Genomic DNA, 24,862 nt, shown 5'->3' on the forward strand with positions numbered 1-24,862 from the left:
CCCGTCGGCACGGACCCGAGCGGCGTGTGCGGCGCGTGCGCACGACGGCGGCGCGGCGCGGTGAGCCGGTCGCGTCGCCCCGTCGGTCACCCCCGCCCCTCGAACCGTCCCACGCGTGCGTCGACGTACGCTGGACGCGTCTTCCCTCCTGCAATCCGGAGCACCTTTTCGTGAGCGAACAGCCCCAGCGTCCCCGCAAGTCGGGCAAGCCCTACCGCCGCCCCCAGAAGGACCCCGTCCGCCTTCTCGCCTTCGAGGCGCTGCGGGCGGTGGACGAGCGGGACGCGTACGCCAACCTCGTGCTGCCGCCGCTGCTGCGCAAGGCGCGGGAGAAGGAGGGCCCCGAGAAGTTCGACGGACGGGACGCGGCCCTCGCCACCGAGCTGGTCTACGGGACGCTGCGCCGGCAGGGGACGTACGACGCCGTCATCTCCGCGTGCGTCGACCGGCCCCTGCGCGAGGTCGACCCGCCGGTCCTCGACGTCCTGAGCCTCGGCGCGCACCAGCTGCTGGGGACCCGCATCCCGACGCACGCCGCTGTGTCCGCCTCCGTGGACCTCGCCCGGGTGGTGCTCGGCGACGGGCGCGCCAAGTTCGTCAACGCCGTGCTGCGCAAGATCGCCCAGCACGATCTGGACGAGTGGATCGAGAAGGTCGCCCCGCCCTACGACGACGACCCCGAGGACCACCTCGCCGTCGTGCACTCGCACCCGCGCTGGGTCGTCTCCGCGCTCTGGGACTCGCTCGGCGGCGGCCGGGCCGGCATCGAGGATCTGCTGGAGGCCGACAACGAGCGGCCCGAGGTGACGCTGGTCGCCCGGCCGGGGCGGGCCACCACCGGGGAACTGCTCCGGGAGGAGGCCGCCGTCGCCGGGCGCTGGTCGCCGTACGCCGTCCGGCTGACGGAGGGCGGCGAGCCCGGCGCCATCGACGCCGTCCGGGACGGCCGGGCGGGCGTGCAGGACGAGGGCAGCCAGCTCGTGGCGCTCGCGCTGGCCGACGCGCCGCTCGACGGGCCGGACACGAAGTGGCTGGACGGGTGCGCGGGGCCCGGCGGCAAGGCCGCGCTGCTCGCCGCCCTCGCCGCCGAGCGCGGAGCGGTCCTGCTGGCCTCGGAGAAGCAGCCGCACCGGGCGGGGCTCGTCGCCAAGGCGCTGGCCGGCAATCCCGGCCCCTACCAGGTCATCGCCGCCGACGGCACGCGGCCGCCGTGGCGTCCGGGCTCCTTCGACCGGGTGCTGATGGACGTGCCGTGCACCGGCCTCGGAGCCCTGCGCCGACGGCCCGAAGCGCGCTGGCGGCGCCGGCCGGAGGACCTCGACGGGTTCGGGCCGTTGCAGCGCGGGCTGCTGCGCACCGCCCTGGACTCCGTGCGGGTCGGGGGCGTCGTCGGATACGCCACCTGCTCACCGCACCTGGCCGAGACGAGGGCCGTCGTGGCCGACGTCCTCAAGCAGTGCCCGCAGACCGAACTGATCGACGCGCGGCCGCTGCTGCCGGGCGTGCCGGCCCTGGGGGACGGCCCCGACGTCCAGCTGTGGCCGCATCTGCACGGGACCGACGCCATGTACCTGGCGTTGATCAGGAAGACCGGCTGACACACCCCCCGGCCGGCCGCCGCACCCCCGGCCGACCGCCCGGGGAGCCTTCCCCGGGCACGAGGCAGGCCGCCGCCCGGAACACGAAGAAGGCCGGTCGCACGCGAACCGCGTGCGACCGGCCTTCTTCCCGGGCTTCAGGGGCCGTCAGTCCGTGCCGAACTCCATGGCGGCGCGGTCCAGCAGCGCGTCGTCCTCGGAGACCTCGCCGCGCGAGGCGATGGCCTCGGCGCCGCCCTCGGGCATCTCCGGCATGGTGCCGATCAGACCGGTCGCGGCCGCCTGGGCGGCGCCGATGGCCGGGCTGCCGGTGCCGATCAGACCGAGCCCCGCGTACTGCTCCAGCTTGGCGCGCGAGTCGGCGATGTCGAGGTTGCGCATGGTGAGCTGGCCGATCCGGTCCACCGGACCGAACGCGGAGTCCTCGGTGCGCTCCATGGACAGCTTGTCCGGGTGGTAGCTGAACGCGGGGCCCGTGGTGTCGAGGATCGAGTAGTCCTCGCCGCGCCGCAGCCGCAGGGTGACCTCGCCGGTGACGGCCGCGCCGACCCAGCGCTGAAGGGACTCCCGGATCATCAGGGCCTGCGGGTCCAGCCAGCGCCCCTCGTACATGAGGCGGCCCAGCCGCCGGCCCTCGTTGTGGTACTGGGCGACGGTGTCCTCGTTGTGGATCGCGTTGACCAGGCGCTCGTAGGCCGCGTGCAGCAGGGCCATGCCGGGCGCCTCGTAGATGCCGCGGCTCTTGGCCTCGATGATGCGGTTCTCGATCTGGTCGGACATGCCGAGGCCGTGCCGGCCGCCGATCGCGTTGGCCTCCATCACCAGGTCGACGGGGGAGGCGAACTCCTTGCCGTTGACCGTGACCGGGCGGCCCTGGTCGAAGCCGATCGTCACGTCCTCGGCGGCGATCGCGACCTCCGGGTCCCAGAACCGCACGCCCATGATGGGCTCGACGGTCTCGACGCCGGTGTCCAGGTGCTCCAGGGTCTTGGCCTCGTGGGTGGCGCCCCAGATGTTGGCGTCGGTGGAGTACGCCTTCTCGGTGCTGTCCCGGTAGGGCAGGTCGTGGGCGACCAGCCACTCCGACATCTCCTTGCGCCCGCCGAGCTCGGTCACGAAGTCCGCGTCCAGCCAGGGCTTGTAGATGCGCAGGTGCGGGTTGGCGAGCAGCCCGTAGCGGTAGAACCGCTCGATGTCGTTGCCCTTGAAGGTCGAGCCGTCGCCCCAGATCTGGACGTCGTCCTCGAGCATCGCCCGGACCAGGAGGGTGCCGGTGACGGCGCGGCCCAGCGGCGTGGTGTTGAAGTAGGCGCGACCGCCCGAGCGGATGTGGAACGCCCCGCAGGTGAGCGCGGCCAGGCCCTCCTCGACCAGCGCGGCGCGGCAGTCGACCAGGCGCGCGATCTCGGCGCCGTACGTCTTGGCGCGACCGGGCACCGAGGCGATGTCGGGCTCGTCGTACTGGCCGATGTCGGCGGTGTAGGTGCACGGGACGGCGCCCTTGTCACGCATCCACGCGACGGCGACCGAGGTGTCGAGCCCGCCGGAGAAGGCGATGCCGACGCGCTCGCCGGCGGGGAGGGAGGTGAGGACCTTGGACATAGGAAGATTATGCATGAACTCGCATGGTCATGCAAAGGGTGGTTCGTTCTCCCCGCTCGCGACGGGCTGCGCGGGCTCCTTCGGGCCGGTCGCCGGGGTCTCCCGGGCGGAGCGGTGCGGCCACCAGATCTTCGGGCCGATGTCCAGGAACAGGGAGGTGACGAGCACCGACCGCACGATGAAGGTGTCGAGCAGGACGCCCAGCGCCACCGCGAAGCCGATCTCGGCGAACGCGACCATGGGCAGCGTGGCCAGGGCGGCGAAGGTGCCGGCCAGGACCAGGCCCGCCGAGGTGATCACCGCCCCCGTCGCGGCCAGGCCGGTCACCACCCCCCGCCGGGTGCCCTGGTGTGCTGCCTCCTCGCGGATGCGGGTGGTCAGGAAGATGTTGTAGTCGATGCCCAGGGCCACCAGGAAGACGAAGACGAACAGGGGGAAGTCCGTCGACTCGCCCGCGTAGTCGAAGAGGTGGCGGAAGGCCAGCGCGCTGAGCCCGAGTGCCGCCGTGAAGGACAGGATCACGGTCCCCACCAGCAGCAGCGGAGCGATCAGCGCGCGCAGCAGGGCGCAGAGGATGAGCAGGACCACGCCCAGGACCAGCGGGATGATCAGCCGGTTGTCGTGCGTGGTGGCCTTGTCCATGTCGAGCAGCGCGGCCGTGCCGCCGCCCACCTGCGCGTCGGCGCCGGGCACCTCGTGCACCGCGTCCCGCACCCGCTCCACGGTCTGCTTCGCGGCCTCGCTGTCGGCCGGGGCGGTCATCGTGGCCTCGAAGAGCACCTTGCCGTCGTGGACGGGTTTCGTGCCCGGCGGCCGCGTCAGGGACGTCGGCACGACGCCCGGCGTCCCCGCGACCGCGAGCTTCGCCCGCCCGGCTCCCGCCACGTCGCTGACGACGACCAGCGGGTCCCCGCTCCCCGCCGGGAAGTACTTCTGCGACACCCGTTGGCCCGTGATCGAGTCGGGCGTGCCGGTGAAGGCGTCCGCGTTGGAGATGCCCTCGGCGCGCAACTGGATCAGGCCGAGCGAACAGACCGCCAGGGCCAGCGCCGTCACCGCCCAGACCAGCCGGGGGCGGCGGGCGATGCCCTTGCCGGTGCGGGCCCAGACACCGCGCTCGGTCGGGTCGGAGGAGCCGTGGTGCGGGATCGCCGGCCAGAAGATCCAGCGGCCGCAGATCACCAGCAGGGCGGGGAAGAGGGTCGTCATCGCCAGCAGCGCCACCGCCACGCCGATGGCGGCGACCGGGCCCAGACCGCGCGTGGAGTTCATCTCGGCGGCCAGCAGCATCAACATGCTCAGGACGACCGTGGCGCCGGACGCCAGCACGGCGGGGCCGGCGCGGTGCAGCGCCAGGGCCATCGCCTCGTGCCGGTCCTCGTGACGGCGCAGCTCCTCCCGGTAGCGGGCCACCAGCAGCAGGGCGTAGTCCGTGCCCGCGCCGAACACGAGCACGGTGAGGATGCCGGCGCTCTGACCGTTCACCGTCAAGCCCGCATGGGTCGCCAGGAAGTAGATCAGGGCCTGCGCGGTGAACAGGGCGGCGACCACGGCCAGCACCGGGACCACGAGCAGGGTGGGACTGCGGTAGGTGATCAGGAGCATGACGACGACCACGCCCATCGCCGCCAGCAGCAGGGTCGAGTCGATGCCCTCGAAGGCCTTGGAGAAGTCCGCGGACGTGCCGCCGGGGCCCGTGATGTGCACGGCGAGGCCGCTGTCGCCGGTGTCGACGACGTCCCGGATCGACGCGACGGCCGGGGCGATGCGCTGCCACCCCTGCTCGTCCATGGTGATCGGGACGTAGATCTCGGCGGCGCGGGGATCGACCGGGCGGTCGTAGACCGGGCCGCGGGTCTCGGCGCCGCGGATGCCGTGGGCGGTGAGCCCCCTGAGTCGGATCGCGTCCTCGGTGATGCGGGCCCGGTCCCCGGCCGTCAGCCCGCTGTCACGGGCGTAGACGACGACCGCGGGGATCTGTTCGGGCCGGAAGTCCTGCGAGAGCTCCAGGACCTGGGTGGACTCCGCCGACCCCGGAAGCCAGGAGGCCGCGTCGTTGTCCTGGGCGTCGGTGAGCTTCGAGGCGAAGGGCGCGGTCAGGAACAGCACCACCACCCACAACGCCAGCACCAGCCACTTGGCCCGCCGCCCGCAGACGAGATGCGCGACGCCGCGTCCTTCGGCCATGACTACCCCCCGGACCGCTCTGTCGCCGCCGCGGGCGCCCACGCCGTGCCAGGAGCGCGGGGGACCGCCCGGCCGGTCGTCGCCGGCGCGCCGGCGACGCACCACGTTCGCCCCGCCGGACCGGTGCCCGCAACCCCCGCGGGGCATGGCAGGCTTGGGTCATGGCCGTGCAGATCAACCCCAGCATCCTGTCCGCCGACTTCGCCCGCCTCGCGGACGAGGCGAAGGCGGTCGAAGGAGCCGACTGGCTCCACGTCGACGTCATGGACAACCATTTCGTCCCGAACCTCACGCTCGGTGTGCCGGTCGTAGAGTCACTGGCCCGTGCGACGGACACTCCGCTGGACTGCCATCTGATGATCGAGGCCCCCGACCGCTGGGCCCCGCAGTACGTCGAGGCGGGTGCCTCGTCCGTCACCTTCCACGTCGAGGCCGCCGCCGCGCCCGTGCGGCTCGCCCGCGAGATCCGGGCGAAGGGCGCGCGCGCCTCGATGGCGCTCAGGCCCGCGACGCCGATCGAGCCCTACGAGGACCTGCTGCCCGAACTGGACATGCTGCTGATCATGACGGTCGAGCCGGGCTTCGGCGGTCAGGCCTTCCTCGACATCATGCTCCCCAAGATCCGCCGCACCCGCGAGTTGATCAGCAAGCACGGGCTCGACCTGTGGCTCCAGATCGACGGCGGGGTCTCGGCCGCCACGATCGAGCGGTGCGCCGAGGCGGGCGCGGACGTGTTCGTGGCGGGGTCGGCGGTGTACGGCGCCGACGACCCGGCCGAGGCGGTCCGTGGCCTGCGCGCTCAGGCGGAGGCGGCGACCGCCGGCGCCACCTGGGGTTGTGACCACTGAACCGACCACTTACCGACAGGAATATGAACGGCTCCCATCAGAGCTGATCAACTGCGCCGGATCTGCGAGGATGAGCGGCGTATCCAGAGTGTGAACAGCAGTGAGGAGAACGCCGTGTCGGGTATGTCGGCGGGCCGGTCAGCCATGCGGATGGGACCCGCTGAGCTGGTGCAGGCGGCGGCCATGGCCCGCCGCTTCTACCTCGAGGGCAAGTCCAAGATCCAGATCGCGGAGGAGTTCGGCGTCAGCCGCTTCAAGGTGGCCCGGGTCCTGGAGACCGCCCTCGAACGGGATCTCGTGCGGATCGAGATCCGCGTGCCGGCCGAACTGGACGCCGAGCGCTCCGACGCGCTCCGCGCCAGGTACGGCCTCAGGCACGCCGTCGTGGTCGAGTCCCCGGCCGAGGCAGAGGAGACCACGGACCCCGAGAACCTGGGGGAAGTGGCCGCCGACCTGCTCGGCGAACTGGTCGACGAGGGGGATGTGCTGGGACTGGCCTGGGGCCGGTCCACGATTCACATGGCGGCGGCGCTGGACCGGCTGCCGCCGTGCACGGTCGTGCAGCTCACGGGCGTGTACGACGCCGGGACCGCCGAGCGCGGCTCCGTCGAGGCGGTGCGCCGGGCCGCCCAGGTCTCCGGCGGCGACGCGCACCCCATCTACGCGCCGATGCTGCTGCCGGACGCGGCCACCGCGATAGCGCTGCGTCACCAGACCGGGATCGCCCGGGCCTTCGACTACTTCGACAAGGTCACGGTCGCCTGCGTCTCCATCGGCTCCTGGGAGCCGGGCATCTCGACGGTGTACGACATGCTCAGCGACGAGGAGCGGGGCCACTACGCCTCGCTCGGCGTCGCCGCCGAGATGTCCGCCCACCTCTTCGACGCCGACGGCCGCAGGGTCGGCCGTGACCTGGGCGAGCGGTGCATCACGGTCAAGGCCGACCAGCTGCGCCGGATCCCGGAGGTCGTCGCGATCGCCGGCGGCCAGCGCAAGGCGGCCGCGATCGACGCGGTGCTGCGGTCCGGGCTCGTCACCAGCCTGGTGACGGACACGTCCGCGGCCGACTACCTGATGACGGCCGGACCGACGCCCAAGCCCGCCCTCAACCGCTCGGACCCCGACGGGATCTGACGGCGGCGGGCGGGATCCCACCGGAACCGGCGGGATCCCACCGGATTCCGGGGCTCCCGGGGATGATCAGAAGGAGAGGGGGGCGGGTCTTCGGACCGCCCCCCTCCGCCGTGAACGACTCGCTCAGGACGGTGCCTGGATGACGGAGCACATGCTCGAACTGGACCTCGACGGCGTCACCGACAAGGCGGTCCTGATGGACCGCTGCGCCCGCCATCTCGAACTGCCCGACGGGTTCGGCCGCAACTGGGACGCCCTCGCCGACAGCCTCGCCGGCCTGCCCGACGGCCCCGAGTCCGGACCGGTGCTCGTCGTCGTGCGCAACTGGCGGCAGTACGCGAAGTCCCGGCCGGAGGAGTGGGAGATCGCCCAGGAGGTGTTCGCCGGCGCGGTGGACCGCACGCCCGCGCTGTCGGTCGTGCTCGCGCTCGGAGGATCCTCCTAATGCCCGCCTGAGCTGCTTGGACGTTCCGTCCGGGCATCGCATCCCGGCCTTCGTGGGAGAATGAAGTACGTGCTTCTCCCCCTGGCTGACCTGTCCGGGGGTCACCTCTGATCGACTGGGATGTGCAGCACGTGCGTTTCCTCAACGACATCCAGCCCGCCTACGACCTCACCTACGACGACGTCTTCATGGTGCCGAGCCGCAGCGCGGTCGGGTCGCGTCAGGCCGTGGACCTCAGCGCCCCGGACGGCACGGGCACCACGATCCCGCTGGTCGTCGCCAACATGACCGCCGTCGCCGGTCGCCGCATGGCCGAGACCATGGCACGCCGCGGCGGACTCGTGGTGATCCCGCAGGACATCCCGATCGACGTCGTCACCGACGTCGTCACCTGGGTCAAGAGCCGCCATCTGGTGCTGGACACGCCGATCGTGCTCGCCCCCCACCAGACCGTGGCCGACGCCCTGGCCCTGCTGCCCAAGCGCGCGCACAACGCCGGCGTCGTCGTCGACGACGACTTCCGCCCGGTCGGCGTCGTCACCGACGCGGACCTCAGCGGCGTCGACCGCTTCACGCAGCTGGAAGTCGTCATGTCCCGCGACCTGCTGCTGCTCGACGCCGGGATCGACCCGCGCGAGGCCTTCAACACCCTCGACGCGGCCAACCGGCGCTACGCCCCCGCCGTCGACGCCGAGGGGCGGCTCGCCGGCATCCTCACCCGCAAGGGCGCCCTGCGCGCCACGCTGTACACCCCGGCCGTCGACGCGCAGGGCAAGCTGCGCATCGCCGCGGCCGTCGGCATCAACGGCGACGTCGCGGGCAAGGCCAAGCAGTTGCTCGACGCGGGCGTGGACACGCTCGTGATCGACACCGCGCACGGCCACCAGGAGTCGATGATCAGCGCGATCCGCACGGTGCGCGCCCTCGACCCCCGGGTGCCGATCGTGGCCGGCAACATCGTCTCCGCCGAGGGCGTCAGGGACCTGATCGAGGCCGGCGCCGACATCGTCAAGGTCGGCGTGGGTCCCGGCGCCATGTGCACCACCCGCATGATGACCGGCGTGGGCCGGCCGCAGTTCTCGGCCGTCCTGGAGTGCGCGGCCGAGGCCCGCAAGCACGGCAAGCACGTGTGGGCCGACGGCGGCGTCCGCCACCCCCGTGACGTCGCGATGGCGCTCGCCGCCGGCGCGTCCAACGTGATGGTCGGCTCCTGGTTCTCGGGCACCTTCGAGTCCCCGGGCGACCTCCAGCACGACGCGAACGGCCGCCCGTACAAGGAGTCGTTCGGCATGGCGTCCGCGCGGGCCGTGCGCAACCGGACCTCCGAGGAGTCCGCCTACGACCGTGCCCGCAAGGCGCTGTTCGAGGAAGGCATCTCCACCTCCCGCATGTTCCTCGACCCGGCCCGCCCCGGCGTCGAGGACCTGGTCGACTCGATCATCGCGGGCGTGCGGTCCTCCTGCACGTACGCGGGCGCGGCCTCCCTGGAGGAGTTCGCCGAGAAGGCCGTCGTGGGCGTCCAGAGCGCGGCCGGCTACGCCGAGGGCAAGCCGCTGCACGCCAGCTGGAGCTAGGGCCTTTCGTTCGGATCAGGTCGGCCGAAAGGGACTGCGCTTCTAGGCCGGGTCGAGCGGGGCCAGATGTGCGTGCCGGACCCCGCGACGCCGACATGATCCGAACGACAGGCCCTGGGCCTCCCACGGCCCGCCCGCGCTCCGGGGACCCGCCTTCGCCTGCCACGGCGGCCGGTCCCCCGGGGGGGGCGCCCGCCCGGCCCCGCACGAGCGCGCCGGGACCCGCCTCCCCCCGGTCGGGAACCCCTCCTGACCAGGGGCTCGTGCAACACCCGTCACCGGCCGCGCAACGAACACCCGTCGCGCCGTGATGAACGCAAGGATCATGCGGCCATGCGCAAGGTTGCTGCATTACAGCGGCAACGTCCGGGCTCGTAGGGTTCTGCGCTGTACACAGCGTGGCGGGGACCCCGCTCGGCGGGTCCCTGAACGCACAGGTGCGCCGCCGGTCCCCGTCGCGCCGACAGGCAGCGACGAAGGAGTCAGCGCGTGCTCGACCAAGGCGCACCCCCGCAACCGAGCAGTCGGACCGCCCCCGCGTCCCCGGGGCCGTTCGCGCGCCTCATGCGGCGCAAGCCCGTGGAACGCCTGGTCGCCGAGGGCGGCCAGGGCGAGGGCGGGTCCCTGCGCCGCTCGCTCGGGCTCTGGCAGCTCACCATGATCAGCATCGGCGCCACGCTCGGCACCGGCATCTTCGTCGTGCTCGGCGAGGCCGTCCCCAAGGCCGGACCCGCCGTCACGCTCTCCTTCGTGATCGCCGGTCTGACGGCGCTCTTCTCGGCCCTCTCCTACGCCGAACTGGCCGGCACCATCCCGGTCGCCGGGTCCTCGTACTCGTACGCGTACGCGACGATGGGCGAACTGATCGCCTGGATCTGCGGCTGGTGTCTGGTCCTGGAGTACGGCGTCTCGGTCGCCGCCGTCGCCGTCGGCTGGGGCGAGTACCTCAACGAACTGCTCGACGGGACCGTCGGGGTCACCATCCCCGACGCGCTGTCGGCGCCGCCCGGGGACGGCGGCATCTTCAACCTGCCGGCCCTCGTCGTCGTCATGCTGGCGATGGCCTTCCTGCTGGGCGGAGCCCGCGAGTCGGCGCGCGCCAACACGATCATGGTCGCCGTGAAGATCGCCGCGCTGGTGCTGTTCTGCGCCATCGGCGTCCAGGGCCTGCGCTCCGGCAACTACGAGAACTTCATGCCGATGGGCATGGCGGGCGTCAGCGCGGCCGGGGCGACCCTGTTCTTCTCGTACATCGGCTTCGACGCCGCCTCCACCGCCGGCGAGGAGGCCAAGAACGCGCAGCGCGACCTGCCGCGCGCCATCATGCTGTCGCTGGTCATCGTCACCGCGCTGTACGTGCTCGTCGCGGCCGTGGCCGTCGGCGCCAAGCCGTGGCAGCGGTTCGGGGACTCCGAGGCCGCCCTCGCCCAGATCATGCGCGAGGTGACCGGACAGTCCTTCTGGGGCACCCTCCTCGCCTTCTGCGCCGTCATCGCCATCGCGAGCGTCGTCCTGACCGTCCTGTACGGCCAGACCCGCATCCTGTTCGCGATGTCCCGGGACGGCCTCGTGCCCAAGGTGTTCTCCCGGGTCCACCCGAAGACCGGCACGCCGCGCGCCAACACGGTGATCGTGTCGCTCTTCTGCGGCGTCCTGGCCGCGGCGATCCCGCTGGGCCAGTTGGCGGACGCCACCAGCATCGGCACGCTCTTCGCGTTCGGCCTGGTCAACATCGCGGTCGTGGTGCTGCGCCGGACCCGGCCGGACATGCCCCGCACCTTCCGCGTGCCGCTGTCGCCGGTCCTGCCGGCCGTGGGCCTCGGCCTGTGCGTGTGGATGATGGGCAGCCTGTCGGCCGTCACCTGGGCGGTCTTCGGAGTCTGGATGGCGGTCGGGCTCGTGTTCTACTTCCTCTACGGCCACCGCCGCTCCCGACTCGCGTCACCCGCACCATCTGAGAAGTGATCGACCCACTGTGCTGAACGATCTCGACGAACGCATCGTGCACGCCCTCGCCGAGGACGCCCGCCGCTCCTACGCGGACATCGGGCTCCTGGTCGGCCTGTCCGCGCCCGCCGTCAAACGGCGCGTGGACCGGCTGCGGGCCACCGGAGCCATCACCGGCTTCACCGTACGGGTCGACCCGGCGGCCCTCGGCTGGGAGACCGAGGGGTTCGTCGAGATCTACTGCCGGCGCAACACCTCCCCGGAGACCATCCAGCGGGGCCTGGAGCGCTACCAGGAGGTCGTGGCGGCGTCCACCGTCACGGGCGAGGCGGACGCCGTCGCCCAGGTCTTCGCCGCCGACATGCGCCACTTCGAGCGCGTCCTGGAACGGATCGCGGGGGAGCCCTTCGTGGAGCGCACGAAGTCGGTGCTGGTGCTCTCCCCGCTCCTGCGCCGTTTCTCCTCGGGCTCACCGACCTGATCGGCGGGTCTCGGCCCGCCGCCGGACCTTCGCCAGCATCCGCCGCACGACGACGCCGTGCCCGCCGCTGCCGATGACCAGCCGCCGGTACAGGCCGCCGGCCCGGCCCGGGAAGACGGCCCGGGTCTCGGCGCTCAGCCGCGTGCCGCCGGGCCCGGCCTCGCCGAGCCGGAAGACCAGCGCGTACGACGAGAACCGGTGGCCCCCCACGAGGACCAGCCGGCGGCCCGCGACCGCCTCGGTCACCCGGAACCCGGCGAGCGTGGAGCCTGCCGTGAGCGGCCCGGCCCCGGACGCCGAACGCTCGGCCGCCCCGACGAGACGGGCGTAACGGGCCCAGCGGGCCTCGGCGAACGAGCGCTCCAGCACCGCGCCGAGCGCGCGCCAGACCTCGGCGGCCTCCGCCGCGACCACCGTCGCGTGCTCGTCGACCCGGGGCAGTGCGACGATCTCCATCAGGACCTCCGTGACGTCGGACCCGTCCCCCACCGGCGACTGTCCCACAGCGCGCACCCGGCCGCCGCGGCGGGGGAGACGCCGGAAAACAGCGTGCGCCGGGAAGCGGGACGCGGCTAGCATCGGTGCCATGACCTGGCGACATTGATCCACGACCGGCTCCGGTGTCCGTCGACTGACCGCCGCGCTCTACGCGTACGCGTTCCTCGACGAGTTCGTGCTGCTCTACCCGGTGTACGTCCTGCTGTTCGCGGACAGCGGGCTGTCCGTCGGGCAGATCTCCTCCCTCTTCGTCCTGTGGTCGTTGACCGGCGTCCTGCTGGAGGTCCCCTCCGGGGCCTGGGCCGACGCCGCCTCCCGGCGGACGCTGCTGTGGCTGGGCCCGCTGCTCGGCGCGGCCGGCTTCGCGCTGTGGGTGCTCGTCCCCTCGTACTGGGCCTTCGCGGCCGGCTTCGTCCTGTGGGGCGCGCGCGGCGCGCTGAGCTCGGGCGCGCTGGAGGCGCTGGTCTACGAGGAGCTGGAACGGGCCGGCGCCGCGGACCGCTACGCGCGGGTGACGGGCCGCGCCCACGCGCTGGGCCAGGCCGCCGTGATGGCGGCGACCGCCCTGGCCGGGCCCGTCCTCTCGGCCGGCGGCTACCGGGCCGTCGGCGCGGCGAGCGTGCTGGCGAGCCTGCTGTGCGCCGCGGCCGCCACCGCCTTCCCCGAGCACCGCGCCCCGGCCGCACCGTCCGAGGACGGCTGGACCGCCACCCTGCGCGCCGGGTTCGCCGACCTCCGAGGGGACCGGCGGGTCCTCGGCGCCCTGCTGCTCGTGCCGGCCGTCACGGCCGTGTGGGGCGCGCTCGACGAGTACACCCCGCTGCTGGTAGGGGAGAGCGGCGTCCCCGACGCCGAGGTCCCCCGCCTCCTCGTGCTGATCTGGGCCGGCGTCACGGCCGGCAGCCTGCTGTCCGGCCCGGCGGAACGCCTCGGCCGCGCCGGGCTCGCCGCGCTGCTCGCGGGCGCCGCGCTCGCCCTGGCGGCCGGCGCGCTCACGGGCGGGCTCGGGGGCGTCGTCCTCGTCGCCCTCGCCTTCGGCGGCTTCCAGCTCGCGACCGTGCTGGCGGACGTCCGGCTCCAGCGCCGCATCGAGGGCGCCGGCCGGGCCACCCTGACCTCGGTCGCGGGCCTGGGCACGGAACTGCTGACCATCGCCGTGTACGGCGCGTACGGGTTCCTCGGGTCGGCCTACGGCCACGGCGCCGCGTTCGCCCTGTTCGCGGCGCCGTACCTGGCGACGGCCCTGACCCTGGCCCTGGCGGCGGCCCGGGGGAGCAGGCGGTGAGCGGGCGCGCAACGAATCGCCGCCACGGCCCCCGCGCACGCAACGTTGTGCTCCCCGATGCGCAACGGCTCCTTCTTGTCCGGCCGGCGCGGCCGACCGTACGGTCTATCTGGCCCCCGCGACCGTCTCGCGGCGGCCTCGCCGGCGGCCCCCGCAACGGCCCGCCCGCCACCCCCCTCGTACCCGGTGAGGATCACGCATGCGCACCGCCCTGCTCCAGAGCTCCGGCCGCCCCGGATCCGTCGTCGAGAACCTCAAGGCGCTCGACGAGGCCGCGGAGCGGGCCGCCGCCGCGGGCGCCGGGCTGCTGATCGCCCCGGAGCTGTTCCTCACCGGCTACGCGATCGGCGACGACATCGCCCGCCTCGCCGAGCCCGCCGACGGCGACTCCGCGGACGCCGTCGCCGAGCTCGCCACCCGCCACGGCCTCGCGATCGCCTACGGCTACCCCGAGCGGGACGGCGAGACGGTCTTCAACTCCGCGCAGCTGATCGGCGCCGAGGGCGTCCGGCTCGCGAACTACCGCAAGACCCACCTCTTCGGCTGCTTCGAGCGCGACCAGTTCCGCCCGGGCGGGCAGCCGGTGGTCCAGGCCGAGCTGAACGGCCTCACCGTCGGCCTGATGATCTGCTACGACGTCGAGTTCCCGGAGAACGTGCGCGCCCACGCCCTGGCCGGCACCGACCTGCTCGTCGTGCCGACCGCGCAGATGCACCCCTTCCAGTTCGTCGCCGAGTCGATGATCCCGGTGCGCGCCTTCGAGAACCAGATGTACGTGGCCTACGTCAACCGGGCCGGCCGGGAAGGGGAGTTCGAGTTCGTCGGGCTGTCCGCGCTGGCCGGGCCCGACGGGGTCGTGCGGGCCCGGGCCGGACGTGAGCAGGAGCTGGTGTTCGCCGACGTCGACCCCGTCGCGCTCGCCGCGTCCCGGGCGGCCAACCCCTACCTGCACGACCGCCGCCCCGGCCTCTACGGGTCCCTGGTCTGACACCCCGTCGCGCCCCGAGTCCGTCCGTCTTCGCCGCAAGGAGTCCGCACCCCATGACGTCCACCGTGCCCAACGCCGTCGAGCACGCAGACGAGCAGCAGCCGCCGATCACCATGTTCGGCCCGGACTTCCCGTACGCGTACGACGACTTCCTCGCCCATCCGGCGGGGCTCGGCCAGATCCCCGCGACCGAGCACGGCGCCGAGGTCGCCGTCATCGGCGGCGGGCTGTCGGGCATCGTGGCCGCCTACGAGCTGATGAAGATGGGCCTCAAGCCGGTCGTCTACGAGGCCGACAAGATCGGCGGACGGCTGCGCACCGTCGGCTTCGAGGGCTGCGACCCCTCCCTGACCGCCGAGATGGGCGCGATGCGCTTCCCGCCGTCCTCCACGGCGTTGCAGCACTACATCGACCTGGTCGACCTGCGGACCGAGCCGTTCCCCAACCCCCTGGCCGAGGCGACGCCCTCCACGGTCGTCGACCTCAAGGGCGAGTCCCACTACGCCGAGACGATCGACGACCTGCCGCAGGTCTACCGCGACGTCGCCGCCGCGTGGAACCGGTGCCTGGAGGAGGGCGCGGACTTCTCCGACATGAACCAGGCCATGCGCGAGCGCGACGTGCCGCGCATCCGCGAGATCTGGGCGAAGCTCGTCGAGAAGCTCGACAACCAGACCTTCTACGGCTTCCTCTGCGACTCCGAGGCGTTCCGGTCCTTCCGCCACCGTGAGATCTTCGGGCAGGTCGGCTTCGGCACCGGCGGCTGGGACACCGACTTCCCCAACTCGATCCTGGAGATCCTGCGGGTCGTCTACACCGAGGCGGACGACCACCACCGCGGGATCGTCGGCGGCAGCCAGCAGCTTCCGCTGCGGCTGTGGGAGCGCGAGCCGCAGAAGATCGTCCACTGGCCCCTCGGCACGTCGCTGGCCGGCCTGCACGAGCGCCGCGAGCCCCGCCCGGCCGTGACCCGGCTGCACCGCACCGCCGGCAACCGGATCACGGTGACGGACGCGGCCGGCGACATCCGCACCTACCGGGCGGCGATCTTCACCGCCCAGTCCTGGATGCTGCTGTCGAAGATCGCCTGTGACGACTCGCTCTTCCCGATCGACCACTGGACCGCCATCGAGCGCACCCACTACATGGAGTCCAGCAAGCTCTTCGTGCCCGTGGACCGGCCGTTCTGGCTGGACAAGGACGAGGAGACCGGGCGCGACGTCATGTCGATGACGCTCACCGACCGCATGACGCGCGGCACGTACCTGCTCGACGACGGCCCCGACCGGCCCGCCGTCATCTGCCTGTCCTACACCTGGTGCGACGACAGCCTGAAGTGGCTGCCGCTGTCGGCGAACGAGCGGATGGAGGTCATGCTGAAGTCGCTCGGCGAGATCTATCCGAACGTCGACATCCGGAAGCACGTCATCGGCAACCCGGTGACGGTCTCCTGGGAGAACGAGCCCTACTTCATGGGCGCGTTCAAGGCCAACCTGCCGGGCCACTACCGCTACCAGCGCCGCCTGTTCACGCACTTCATGCAGGACCGGCTGCCCGAGGACAAGCGGGGCATCTTCCTGGCGGGCGACGACATCTCCTGGACGGCCGGCTGGGCCGAGGGCGCCGTCCAGACCGCGCTGAACGCGGTCTGGGGCGTGATGCACCACTTCGGCGGCACGACCGACGCGACCAACCCCGGTCCGGGCGACGTGTACGACGAGATCGCGCCGGTGGAGCTGCCGGAGGACTGAGGCCCGTCCCGCGGCTCTCACAGCGGGGTGAGCATCATCCGCCCCGCGAAGCCGACGGCCGTGTCGAGCCGCTCGGTGAACTCCTGGGCCACGTCCGGGAGTCGGCGCAGCGCCCACAGCGCCCGGGCCGCCGTCCAGGTGGCGTCCCGGGCCCGCTCCAGGCTCCAGGCGCCGAGCAGGTGGGTGAGGGGGTCGGCGATCTGCAACAGGTCGGGGCCCGGCATCAGCTCCTCGCGGACGCGCTCCTCCAGCGAGACGAGGAGATCGCCCACCCGGTCGAACTCGTCCTCCAGCTCGGCCGGTTCGCAGCCCAGGCTGCGACAGGCGTCCACCACCGCGAGCGCGAGGTCGTGCCCGATGTGCGCGTTGACGCCCGCGAGGGCGAACTGCAACGGCCTGACGCCGGGATGCCGGCGGAACTGGAGCAGCGGGCGCCAGCAGGCCGGCGCGCGCGGGTCGGCGGTCGCCGGGTCGACCGCGTCCAGGTAGCGCTGGGCGAACCGCACGTCCAGGGTGGTCGCGGCCCGCGGATCCGGGAACCGGCCCTTGTCGATGCGCCGGTCCACCTCCTCGGTCACCGCCAGGTAGACGCGGTTGAAGACCGCGACCCCGTCCTGCGCGGGCAGCGTCGCGTCCAGGGCGCGCATCCGGGCGAGCACGTCGTCGACGCCCGCGGCGAGCGGCACGGCCCGGACGGCGCCCGGCCCGACGGGTGGGGAGAACTGTTCCAAGTGCGGCATGGGGGCAGGGTCGCAGTCCCGGACGGGTGCGGGGGGCGCCCGGCCCGACGCTTCGCCGAAACGGGCGAACGGGCCCGACGCGCCGGGCGGGTTCGGGCCGTCGTGCCGTCACGAACCGGCGTCGTCGTACCGGCTGGCGCCCTCGTCGAGCAGGGGGCCCTGCGTCCTGAGGTGGGCGGGGGCGAAGGCGCGCAGCGCGTGGTAGCCGGTGATGACGACGACGGTGCCGAGCGCGATGCCGCTCAGCGAGAACGTGTCGGTGAACGTCATCGTGACGTTGCCGACGCCGATGATGACGCCCGCCGCGGCCGGCACCAGGTTCAGCGGGTTGCGCAGGTCGACGCCGGCGTTGATCCAGATCTGCGCGCCGAGCAGGCCGATCATGCCGTACAGGATGACGGTGATGCCGCCGAGGACGCCGCCCGGGATCGCCGCGACGATCGCGCCGAACTTCGGGCACAGGCCGAACAGCAGGGCGAAGCCCGCGGCGGCCCAGTAGGCGGCCGTCGAGTAGACGCGGGTCGCGGCCATCACGCCGATGTTCTCGGAGTAGGTGGTGTTGGGCGGACCGCCGAGGGCGGTGGACAGCATCGAGCCGACGCCGTCGGCGGAGATGGCCGTGCCGAGCCGGTCGTCGAGGTCGTCGCCGGTCATCTCGCCGACCGCCTTGACGTGCCCGGCGTTCTCCGCGACCAGCGCGATGACGACCGGCAGTGCCACGAGCACCGCCGACCAGTCGAAGGACGGGCCGTGGAAGGAGGGCAGCCCGATCCAGTCGGCGTGGGCGACCCCGGACAGGTCCAGCCGCCAGTGGTCGGTCACCTTGCCGCTCGCGTCGGCGGAGTGGATCCGCCCGAAGATCCGGTCGAACGCCCAGGAGACGGCGTACCCGAAGACCAGGCCGAGGAAGATCGCGACGCGGGACCAGAACCCGCGCAGGCAGACCACGGCCGCGGCGGTGAACGCCATCACCAGCAACGCCGTCCACTGGTCCTGCGGCCAGTAGGTCGTGGCGGTGACCGGCGCGAGGTTGAAGCCGATCAGCATCACCACGGCGCCGGTGACGACCGGGGGCATCGCGGCGTGGATGATGCGCGCCCCGAACCGCTGCACGGCCAGCCCCACGGCGAACAGCGCGACCCCGACGACGAACACGGCTCCGGTGACCGTGGCGCTGCTCCCGCCCTGCGCGCGGATGACCGCCGCCACGCCCACGAAGGACAGGGAGCACCCGAGATAGCTGGGCACCCGGCCGCGGGTCGCGAGCAGGAAGACGACGGTCGCGACGCCGGACATCATGATCGCGAGGTTGGGGTCCAGACCCATGAGGACCGGCGCCACGAAACTCGCCCCGAACATCGCCACCACGTGCTGGGCGCCGAGGCCCACCGTGCGCGGCCAGGACAGCCGCTCGTCGGGGCGGACCACCGCGCCGGGCGCGGGAGTGCGTCCGTCGCCGTGCAGTTTCCAGCGGACGCCGAGATCCATGGTGCGGGTCGCTTTCGTGAGGGTGCGGCTGTCCGGGTCATTCTCACGTGCGAACGGAGGGTGAGCGACCGCTTAGGCGCGGCTTAGGATGGTGGTCGTTGTTCCATACACGCACAGGAGCGCCCGCCGTGACCGCCGAAGCCCCGCCCGCCCCCGCTGTGTCGTACGGCCGGCTCGTCCCCGTCACCGTCCACTTCGACGACCTGGACGCGCTCGGACTGCTGCACAACGCCCGCTACCCGCTGATGGTCGAACGCGCCTGGACCGAGCTGTGGCAGGAGCACGGCGTGCGGTTCGAGGGCGACTGGGCCACCGCCGGCGACGCCTGCAACGCCGTGAAGGAACTGCGCGTCAGCTACGAGGCCCCGGTCACCAGGCCGGGCGCGTACGCCGTGCACCTGTGGCTGGAGCGGCTCGGCACCACCGGGCTGACCTACGGCTTCCGGTTCTGCTCGACGGACGGGACGCTGACCTACGCGCGCGGCGAACGGGTCCTCGTGCGGCTGGACGCCGCGACCATGCGCCCCGCGCCCTGGAGCGAGACCCTCAGGAGCGGGGGTCGGGCACTGCTGCGGCCCGCGGACTGACCTTCGCGCCGGTGCGCTCGCCGCCGCGCAGCACGCCGGCGAAGGTCACCAGCCCGAAGGCGAGCACCGTCACGACGACGAAGGACACCGTCAGGCTGGTCGCCTGCGCCACCCCGCCGATCAGGCTGGGGGCGACGAGTCCTGAGGTGTACGTGATGGTCGCGACGCCCGCGATGGCCTGACTGGGGTTGGGGCCGCTGTGGCCGGCCGCGGCGAAGCACAGCGGCACGACGACCGCGATGCCGAGCCCCATCAGCCCGAACCCGCCGATCGCCACCGCCGGATGGCCCGCGACGACGATCAGCAGCCCGCCCAGCACGGCCAGGCCGCCCCCGGCGCGCACCGTGCGCACCGCCCCGAACCGGTTCACCACCGCGTCCCCCCCGATCCGGGCCACCGCCATGGTGAACATGAAGCCGGTCGTGCAGGCCGCCGCGACCCCCGCCGAGGAGGCGAGCCGGTCGCGCAGGTACACCGCCGACCAGTCCAGGCTCGCGCCCTCCGCGAAGACCGCGCAGAACCCGACGGCGCCGATCAGCAGGGCCGAGCGGGGCGGCAGCGCGAACCGCGGGGGCGGCTCCTCGTCCTCCGCCGGCCTGATGTCCAGCACCCAGCGGCAGGCCACGAGCCCGCCGGCGGTGAGGACGGCCGCCGCCAGGGCGTGGTGCAGGCGCGCGTCCGAGCCGAGGTGCGCGGCGAGCGTCCCGCCGGCCGAGCCGACCAGGGCGCCCGCGCTCCACATGCCGTGCAGGCCCGACATGATCGACCTGCCGAGCCGGCGTTCCACCTCGACGCCGAGGGCGTTCATCGCGACGTCCGCCATGCCCGCGGCGGCGCCGTACGTGAACATCGCCAGACACAGGAGCGGCAGGTTCGGCGCGAGAGCGGGCAGGAGCAGCGACAGCGTCCACAGCGCGAGCAGCGCGCGCAGGGCCGTCCGGCTGCCGAGGCGATGGGTGATCGAGCCGGCCAGCGGCATCGCACAGGCCGCGCCGAACGCGGTGAAGGCCAGGGCGAACCCGAGCTGCCCGGTGGAGACGTCGGCGTGGTCCTGGATCCACGGCACCCGGGTGGCGAACGAACCGGTGACCGCGCCGTGCACGGCGAACACGGCCGCGACGGCGTACCGCGCCCGCCGTACCTGCGTGGGGGTGTGGACCGCGTCGGCCGCTCCGCTCATGCCTCGCCCTTTCCGGGTTCGCGCCGCCTCGTCGCGATGCCGACGTAAACTATCAGGAACCCTGCCTGATAAATAGAGGGGCCGGTCGCGACCCGTCGACCGAGTCCCCCTGCGCCGTGGGAGGATTCCCGCCATGCCCGCATCCCCGAGCACCGCCCGGGTCATCAACGACCGGCTGGCCCTGCGGCTGCTGCAACGCGAAGGCCCGTTGACGGCGGGGCGGTTGAAGGAGCTCACCGGTCTGTCCCGGCCCACCGTCGCCGACCTCGTCGAACGCCTCACGGCCTCCGGGCTGGTCGAGGTCGCGGGGGAGAGCGGGGAGCAGCGCCGCGGACCGAACGCGAAGCTCTACGGCATCGTCGCGGGCCGCGCCCACCTGGCCGCCCTGGACGTGCGCACCGAGGGGGTCACGGTGCTCGTCTCCGATCTCGTCGGCCGGGTGCTCGCCGAAGCGTCCGTGCCCATCGGCGGCGACACCGGCACCGGCACCGCCGTCGAGCGGGCGGTCGCCCTGGTCGAGCGGGCGGTGAAGGGCGCGGAGGCGGACCCGTTGCACACCCTGGTCGTGGGCGCGCCCGGCCTGGTCGACCCGGTGAGCGGCGAACTGCGCGACTCCGGCGGGCTGCCCGAATGGCACCGCCGACTGGTGGCCGCCCTTCAGGAGCGGTTCCCGGACGCCCGCGTGCACGTCGAGAACGAGACCAACCTGGCCGCGCTGGCGGAACAGCGCGAGGGCGGCGCCGGCGACCGCGACACCTTCGTCCTGCTGTGGCTCGGCCACGGCATCGGCGCGGCCGTCGTGCTCGACGGCGACCTGCGCCGGGGCGCTTCCGGCGGCACCGGTGAGATCGGCTTCCTGCCGGTCCCGGGCACCGACGGCCTGCCCTCGGCCACGGGATGCGAGGGCGGCTTCCACTCCCTGGCCGGCTCGGCGGCGATCACCGCCCTGGCCGGGGAGCACGGTCTGACGGCCCCGGCCCGGCGACGGACGGACGAGCCGGTGGCGGCCGAACTGGTGCGCCGGGCGGTCGACGCGGTCCGGTCCGCCCCGGCCGGCCGTCGTGCGCCCGCCGATGCCGCCGGGCCTGCCGAGCGGGTCCCGGACCCGGCCGCCGATCGGTTCCTGGACGCCCTCGCCGACCGCCTGACCCTCGGAGCCGCCTCCGTCGTCGCCGTCCTCGACCCCGGCTGCGTGGTCCTGGGCGGCGAGGTCGGCCGGGCGGGCGGTGACGAGCTGGCGCTGCGGGTGGCGGGGCGGCTGCGCCGGATGGCGCCCCTGCCCACGCGGGTGCGGCCCAGCGCCCTGGGCGGGGGCGCGGTCCTGCGCGGGGCGCTGCTCACGGCCCGCGAGTGCGCGCAGGACGAGCTGTTCGGCAGCGGTGAGCGGGAGGTCTGAGCGCGGACGCGCGTTCCTGGACCGACCGCCGGGCTCGGGAGCCGTGCCGCACGCGCGGGAGGAAGAGGGGACCCGGCGGCGGGCAAGGGCCGTCGTCACCGCCACCGGGCCGTAGAGCTCGACCCTAGAAAGGACTAGACCACTGCGTCAATAGGTATGGACCAATGGGTGGAGTCCGAGGGCAGCGGTGACGGAGGCGCGCTGGGGTCGCGACGCTCTGTGACCCACCCCACATGCGTCACCCGTATGGACCTGCGTCCGGCGTGGCACACTGGCCCTGTACCAGAAGCAGCGCACTCCGGGGTCGGTGAAAGTCCGAACCGGCGGTTACAGTCCGCGACCCGGCCGCTTCCAGCGGCCGGTTGACCAGGTGAAATTCCTGGACCGACGGTTAAAGTCCGGATGGGAGGCAGTGCGCGGCGGGCGGGCATTCGTGCGCGTCGCCGTATACGTACTCGTCCGTGGACGAGTCTGTCCGGCGTCGCCCCGGTGCTCTCGCCCGTACCTGCTGTCGTCATCGACAGGCCCCGGAGTCCGTGCCCGAAGAGGCAGGAGGACCCGGGAAGTGTTCACCGGAATCGTCGAAGAGCTGGGTGAGGTCACCGCCGTCGAGAATCTCGGCGACGCCTCCCGCTTCCGGCTGCGCGGCCCCGTCGTGACCGACGGCGCGAAGCACGGCGACTCCATCGCCGTGAACGGGGTCTGTCTCACCGTCGTCGAGCACGAGGGCGACGAGTTCACCGCCGACGTCATGGCGGAGACCCTGAACCGTTCCAGCCTCGGCGCCCTCGGCGTCGGTTCCCGGGTCAACCTCGAACGTCCCACCGCCGTCGGCGCACGCCTCGGCGGGCACATCGTGCAGGGCCACGTCGACGGCACCGGCGCGGTGCTGGAGCGCAGGCCCTCCGAGAACTGGGAGATCGTCAAGATCTCCCTGCCCGACGGACTCGCCCGGTACGTCGTGGAGAAGGGCTCCATCACGGTCGACGGCATCAGCCTGACCGTCGTCGACGCCGGCGCCGACCACTTCACGGTCAGCCTCATCCCCACCACCCTCGCCCTGACCACGCTCGGCCTCAAGCAGCCCGGCGACCCGGTCAACCTCGAGGTGGACATCGTCGCCAAGTACGTGGAGCGCCTGCTGGCGAGCACGCAGGGCACGGCCGGCACCCCGGGAGCGGCGCTGTGAACTGGCTGAACTCCGAGGCCTTCGTCATGTTCGACCAGCACATCATCTGGTCGGACATGATCGGGAACATCCTCGGCCTGATCACCCTCGCCCTCGGCTGGCGCCGCTCGCTGCTGACCTGGCCGGTGCAGTTCCTCTCCGGCCTCGTCCTCTTCGTCGCCTTCTACGGCCACCTGGCCGGAAGCGCCGGGAAGCAGGTCGTCGTCATGGTCGTCGCCCTGTACGGCTGGTGGCAGTGGAACCGCAGCAGGGGACGCTCCGCGGACGGCCAGATCACCCCCCGCTTCGCCACCTGGACCGAGCGCGCGGCCATGGCCGGCGCCGCCGCCCTCGGCACCGTCGCCGTGGCCCTGCTCTTCAAGGCCCACCCGTCGCTGTCCTGGGACCCCTGGCCCGACGCCTACATCTTCGTCGGCACGATCGTCGCCATGTACGCCCAGGCGCGCGGCATGGTCGAGTTCTGGATCGCCTGGCTCCTCGTCGACGTCGTCGGGGTCCCCCTCAACTTCGCCAACGGCTACGCCTTCTCCGGCTTCGTGTACGTCATCTACGGCGCGCTGGTCCTGTGGGGCATGCGCGACTGGTGGCTGCGCTCCCGCAAGGCTTCGCAACCCGCTCTGGAAGGAGCGCCGGCATGACCACGGCACCGATTCTCCACAGCGCCGAGGACGTCGAGGACTTCTCCCTCGACCCGGTCGAGCAGGCCGTCGCCGACATCGCGGCCGGCCGCCCCGTCGTGGTCGTCGACGACGAGGACCGCGAGAACGAGGGCGACCTCGTCGTCGCCGCGGAAAAGGCCACCCCCGAGATCGTCGCCTTCATGATGAGCGAATGCCGCGGCCTGATCTGCGCCCCCATGGAGGCGGAGGAACTGGAGCGGCTGGAGCTCCCGCAGATGGTCGCGGACAACACCGAGTCGATGAAGACGGCGTTCACGGTCTCCGTCGACGCGAGCGCCGCCCACGGCGTCACCACCGGCATCTCCGCCGCCGACCGCGCCACCACCCTCCAGCTGCTGGCCGGCGGCCGGGCGCAGGCGGCCGACTTCGTCCGGCCCGGGCACGTGTTCCCGCTGCGGGCCAGGTCCGGCGGCGTGCTGACCCGCAACGGCCACACCGAGGCCGCCGTCGACCTCGCCCGCCTGGCGGGCCTGCGACCGGCCGGCGCGATCGTCGAGATCGCGGGCGAGGACGGCCGCATGCTCCGGCTGCCGGAGCTGATCCCCTTCGCCCGCAAGCACGGCCTGACGATCATCTCCATCGAGGACCTGATCGCCTACCGCCGCGACCGTGAGCCCACCGTGCGCCGTGAGGCCGAGACCCGCCTGCCCACCGTCCACGGCACGTTCACCGCCTACGGCTACCGCTCCACCGTCGACGGCGTCGAGCACGTCGCCCTCGTCCACGGCGACATCGGCGAAGGCGAGGACGTCCTGGTCCGCGTCCACTCCGAGTGCCTCACCGGCGACGTCTTCGCCTCCCAGCGCTGCGACTGCGGCCCCCAGCTCGACGCGTCCCTGGAGCGCATCCAGAGCGAGGGCCGGGGCGTGGTCGTCTACCTGCGCGGACACGAGGGCCGCGGCATCGGGCTGCTGTCCAAGCTGCGCGCCTACGAACTCCAGGAGCAGGGCCACGACACCCTGGACGCCAACCTGGAACTGGGCCTGCCCGCCGACGCCCGCGACTACGGGGCCGGCGCGCAGATCCTCGACGACCTCGGCGTGCGCAGCGTGCGTCTGATGACCAACAACCCCGACAAGACCGAGGCGCTCGTCCGGCACGGCATCGCGGTCACCCGGCGCGAGCCCATGCCCGTCCAGGCGGGCGAGCACAACATCCGCTACCTGCGCACCAAGCGGGACCGGATGGGACACGACCTGCCCTGGCTGGACGCGGCCCCCGTGTCCCCCTGCGGCAACCAGTGAACGACGACCACCCCACACGA

General features: G+C 72.9%; 21 protein-coding genes and 1 riboswitch. Of the genes, 15 read left to right on the top strand and 6 right to left on the bottom strand.

The genetic code is table 11. From position 1 onward, the window contains the following. The first annotated feature begins 170 nt into the window (after window positions 1–170). Complete coding sequence (locus tag KMS84_RS20705) at window positions 171–1,598, top strand: RsmB/NOP family class I SAM-dependent RNA methyltransferase (RefSeq protein WP_256917839.1); 1,428 nt, start codon at window positions 171–173, stop codon at window positions 1,596–1,598. A gap of 147 nt (window positions 1,599–1,745) precedes the next feature. Here the strand turns inward: KMS84_RS20705 and argG are convergent, their stop codons facing one another. Together argG and KMS84_RS20715 are read right to left on the bottom strand one after the other, a co-directional pair. Then, a complete protein-coding gene (gene argG, locus KMS84_RS20710; RefSeq protein ID WP_256917840.1) occupies window positions 1,746–3,200 on the bottom strand; it encodes an argininosuccinate synthase in 1,455 nt (484 codons plus the stop codon). Between the two features lie 27 nt (window positions 3,201–3,227). Then, complete coding sequence (locus KMS84_RS20715) at window positions 3,228–5,387, bottom strand: MMPL family transporter (protein WP_256917841.1); 2,160 nt, start codon at window positions 5,385–5,387, stop codon at window positions 3,228–3,230. A gap of 161 nt (window positions 5,388–5,548) precedes the next feature. Between KMS84_RS20715 and rpe the strand changes: the two genes are divergently transcribed. The 6 genes from rpe (at window position 5,549) to KMS84_RS20745 (ending at window position 11,816) form a co-directional block, all read left to right on the top strand. Further along, window positions 5,549–6,235 carry a ribulose-phosphate 3-epimerase gene (rpe, locus tag KMS84_RS20720; protein ID WP_256917842.1) on the top strand — a complete coding sequence of 229 codons (687 nt, stop codon included), beginning with the start codon at window positions 5,549–5,551 and terminating at the stop codon, window positions 6,233–6,235. A gap of 90 nt (window positions 6,236–6,325) precedes the next feature. Then, the gene (locus tag KMS84_RS20725) at window positions 6,326–7,369 is read left to right on the top strand and encodes a sugar-binding transcriptional regulator (protein ID WP_256917843.1); all 1,044 of its coding nucleotides are present in this window, start codon (window positions 6,326–6,328) and stop codon (window positions 7,367–7,369) included. A 139-nt stretch (window positions 7,370–7,508) separates the two neighbouring features. Further along, window positions 7,509–7,814 (top strand): barstar family protein, encoded by a 306-nt coding sequence (locus KMS84_RS20730; protein ID WP_256917844.1) that lies wholly within the window; start codon window positions 7,509–7,511, stop codon window positions 7,812–7,814. 131 nt (window positions 7,815–7,945) lie between these two features. Next, window positions 7,946–9,388 (top strand): GuaB1 family IMP dehydrogenase-related protein, encoded by a 1,443-nt coding sequence (locus KMS84_RS20735; RefSeq protein ID WP_256917876.1) that lies wholly within the window; start codon window positions 7,946–7,948, stop codon window positions 9,386–9,388. A gap of 489 nt (window positions 9,389–9,877) precedes the next feature. Further along, window positions 9,878–11,353: an amino acid permease gene (locus tag KMS84_RS20740; protein ID WP_256917845.1), complete on the top strand. Its 1,476-nt coding sequence runs from the start codon at window positions 9,878–9,880 to the stop codon at window positions 11,351–11,353. 10 nt (window positions 11,354–11,363) lie between these two features. Continuing rightward, on the top strand, window positions 11,364–11,816 hold the full coding sequence (locus KMS84_RS20745; RefSeq protein WP_256917846.1) for an Lrp/AsnC family transcriptional regulator: 453 nt from the start codon (window positions 11,364–11,366) through the stop codon (window positions 11,814–11,816). Here KMS84_RS20745 and KMS84_RS20750 read toward each other — a convergent pair. Continuing rightward, a complete protein-coding gene (locus KMS84_RS20750; protein WP_256917847.1) occupies window positions 11,805–12,272 on the bottom strand; it encodes a hypothetical protein in 468 nt (155 codons plus the stop codon). The genes KMS84_RS20745 and KMS84_RS20750 overlap by 12 nt on opposite strands. Window positions 12,273–12,489: 217 nt before the next feature. Here KMS84_RS20750 and KMS84_RS20755 point away from each other — a divergent pair, with 217 nt between their 5' ends. From KMS84_RS20755 to KMS84_RS20765, 3 genes are all read left to right on the top strand, one after another. Beyond that, window positions 12,490–13,599: an MFS transporter gene (locus KMS84_RS20755; RefSeq protein ID WP_256917848.1), complete on the top strand. Its 1,110-nt coding sequence runs from the start codon at window positions 12,490–12,492 to the stop codon at window positions 13,597–13,599. A 199-nt stretch (window positions 13,600–13,798) separates the two neighbouring features. After that, window positions 13,799–14,587, top strand: coding sequence for a carbon-nitrogen hydrolase family protein (locus KMS84_RS20760; RefSeq protein WP_256917849.1), 789 nt, complete (start codon window positions 13,799–13,801; stop codon window positions 14,585–14,587). Window positions 14,588–14,640: 53 nt separating this feature from the next. Further along, the gene (locus KMS84_RS20765; protein WP_256917850.1) at window positions 14,641–16,338 is read left to right on the top strand and encodes a flavin monoamine oxidase family protein; all 1,698 of its coding nucleotides are present in this window, start codon (window positions 14,641–14,643) and stop codon (window positions 16,336–16,338) included. A gap of 17 nt (window positions 16,339–16,355) precedes the next feature. Here the strand turns inward: KMS84_RS20765 and KMS84_RS20770 are convergent, their stop codons facing one another. Next, window positions 16,356–17,078: a DUF5995 family protein gene (locus KMS84_RS20770; RefSeq protein WP_256917851.1), complete on the bottom strand. Its 723-nt coding sequence runs from the start codon at window positions 17,076–17,078 to the stop codon at window positions 16,356–16,358. Window positions 17,079–17,186: 108 nt separating this feature from the next. After that, the gene (locus KMS84_RS20775) at window positions 17,187–18,566 is read right to left on the bottom strand and encodes a uracil-xanthine permease family protein (RefSeq protein ID WP_256917852.1); all 1,380 of its coding nucleotides are present in this window, start codon (window positions 18,564–18,566) and stop codon (window positions 17,187–17,189) included. A 128-nt stretch (window positions 18,567–18,694) separates the two neighbouring features. Here KMS84_RS20775 and KMS84_RS20780 point away from each other — a divergent pair, with 128 nt between their 5' ends. Further along, complete coding sequence (locus tag KMS84_RS20780) at window positions 18,695–19,153, top strand: acyl-CoA thioesterase (RefSeq protein ID WP_256917853.1); 459 nt, start codon at window positions 18,695–18,697, stop codon at window positions 19,151–19,153. On the opposite strand, the gene KMS84_RS20785 is transcribed toward KMS84_RS20780, so the two are convergent. Further along, window positions 19,113–20,333, bottom strand: a complete 1,221-nt coding sequence (locus tag KMS84_RS20785; RefSeq protein WP_256917854.1) for an MFS transporter — start codon at window positions 20,331–20,333, stop codon at window positions 19,113–19,115. The genes KMS84_RS20780 and KMS84_RS20785 overlap by 41 nt on opposite strands. Window positions 20,334–20,466: 133 nt before the next feature. Here KMS84_RS20785 and KMS84_RS20790 point away from each other — a divergent pair, with 133 nt between their 5' ends. The 4 genes from KMS84_RS20790 to KMS84_RS20805 all read left to right on the top strand — a co-directional run bounded on the left by KMS84_RS20790 (window position 20,467) and on the right by KMS84_RS20805 (window position 24,842). Then, window positions 20,467–21,729 (top strand): ROK family transcriptional regulator, encoded by a 1,263-nt coding sequence (locus KMS84_RS20790; RefSeq protein WP_256917855.1) that lies wholly within the window; start codon window positions 20,467–20,469, stop codon window positions 21,727–21,729. A gap of 289 nt (window positions 21,730–22,018) precedes the next feature. Continuing rightward, window positions 22,019–22,149: riboswitch (FMN riboswitch) on the top strand. 145 nt (window positions 22,150–22,294) lie between these two features. Further along, complete coding sequence (locus KMS84_RS20795; protein ID WP_256917856.1) at window positions 22,295–22,918, top strand: riboflavin synthase; 624 nt, start codon at window positions 22,295–22,297, stop codon at window positions 22,916–22,918. Next, window positions 22,915–23,556 (top strand): nicotinamide riboside transporter PnuC, encoded by a 642-nt coding sequence (gene pnuC / locus KMS84_RS20800; protein WP_256917857.1) that lies wholly within the window; start codon window positions 22,915–22,917, stop codon window positions 23,554–23,556. The genes KMS84_RS20795 and pnuC overlap by 4 nt, the downstream gene beginning before the upstream one ends. After that, window positions 23,553–24,842 carry a bifunctional 3,4-dihydroxy-2-butanone-4-phosphate synthase/GTP cyclohydrolase II gene (locus KMS84_RS20805; RefSeq protein ID WP_256917858.1) on the top strand — a complete coding sequence of 430 codons (1,290 nt, stop codon included), beginning with the start codon at window positions 23,553–23,555 and terminating at the stop codon, window positions 24,840–24,842. The genes pnuC and KMS84_RS20805 overlap by 4 nt, the downstream gene beginning before the upstream one ends. Window positions 24,843–24,862 lie beyond the last annotated feature (20 nt).

The sequence above is a fragment of the Streptomyces hilarionis genome (assembly GCF_024539675.1).
In the GTDB taxonomy this organism is placed as follows: domain Bacteria; phylum Actinomycetota; class Actinomycetes; order Streptomycetales; family Streptomycetaceae; genus Streptomyces; species Streptomyces hilarionis.

Bases quoted from the DNA above. Each gene is read 5' to 3' on its own strand.
- argG (WP_256917840.1), bottom strand. From the start codon at position 3,200: ATGTCCAAGGTCCTCACCTCCCTCCCCGCCGGCGAGCGCGTCGGCATC.
- KMS84_RS20715 (WP_256917841.1), bottom strand. From the start codon at position 5,387: ATGGCCGAAGGACGCGGCGTCGCGCATCTCGTCTGCGGGCGGCGGGCC.
- rpe (WP_256917842.1), top strand. From the start codon at position 5,549: ATGGCCGTGCAGATCAACCCCAGCATCCTGTCCGCCGACTTCGCCCGC.
- KMS84_RS20730 (WP_256917844.1), top strand. From the start codon at position 7,509: ATGACGGAGCACATGCTCGAACTGGACCTCGACGGCGTCACCGACAAG.
- KMS84_RS20750 (WP_256917847.1), bottom strand. From the start codon at position 12,272: ATGGAGATCGTCGCACTGCCCCGGGTCGACGAGCACGCGACGGTGGTC.
- KMS84_RS20760 (WP_256917849.1), top strand. From the start codon at position 13,799: ATGCGCACCGCCCTGCTCCAGAGCTCCGGCCGCCCCGGATCCGTCGTC.
- KMS84_RS20765 (WP_256917850.1), top strand. From the start codon at position 14,641: ATGACGTCCACCGTGCCCAACGCCGTCGAGCACGCAGACGAGCAGCAG.
- KMS84_RS20770 (WP_256917851.1), bottom strand. From the start codon at position 17,078: ATGCCGCACTTGGAACAGTTCTCCCCACCCGTCGGGCCGGGCGCCGTC.
- KMS84_RS20775 (WP_256917852.1), bottom strand. From the start codon at position 18,566: ATGGATCTCGGCGTCCGCTGGAAACTGCACGGCGACGGACGCACTCCC.
- KMS84_RS20785 (WP_256917854.1), bottom strand. From the start codon at position 20,333: ATGAGCGGAGCGGCCGACGCGGTCCACACCCCCACGCAGGTACGGCGG.
- KMS84_RS20790 (WP_256917855.1), top strand. From the start codon at position 20,467: ATGCCCGCATCCCCGAGCACCGCCCGGGTCATCAACGACCGGCTGGCC.
- KMS84_RS20805 (WP_256917858.1), top strand. From the start codon at position 23,553: ATGACCACGGCACCGATTCTCCACAGCGCCGAGGACGTCGAGGACTTC.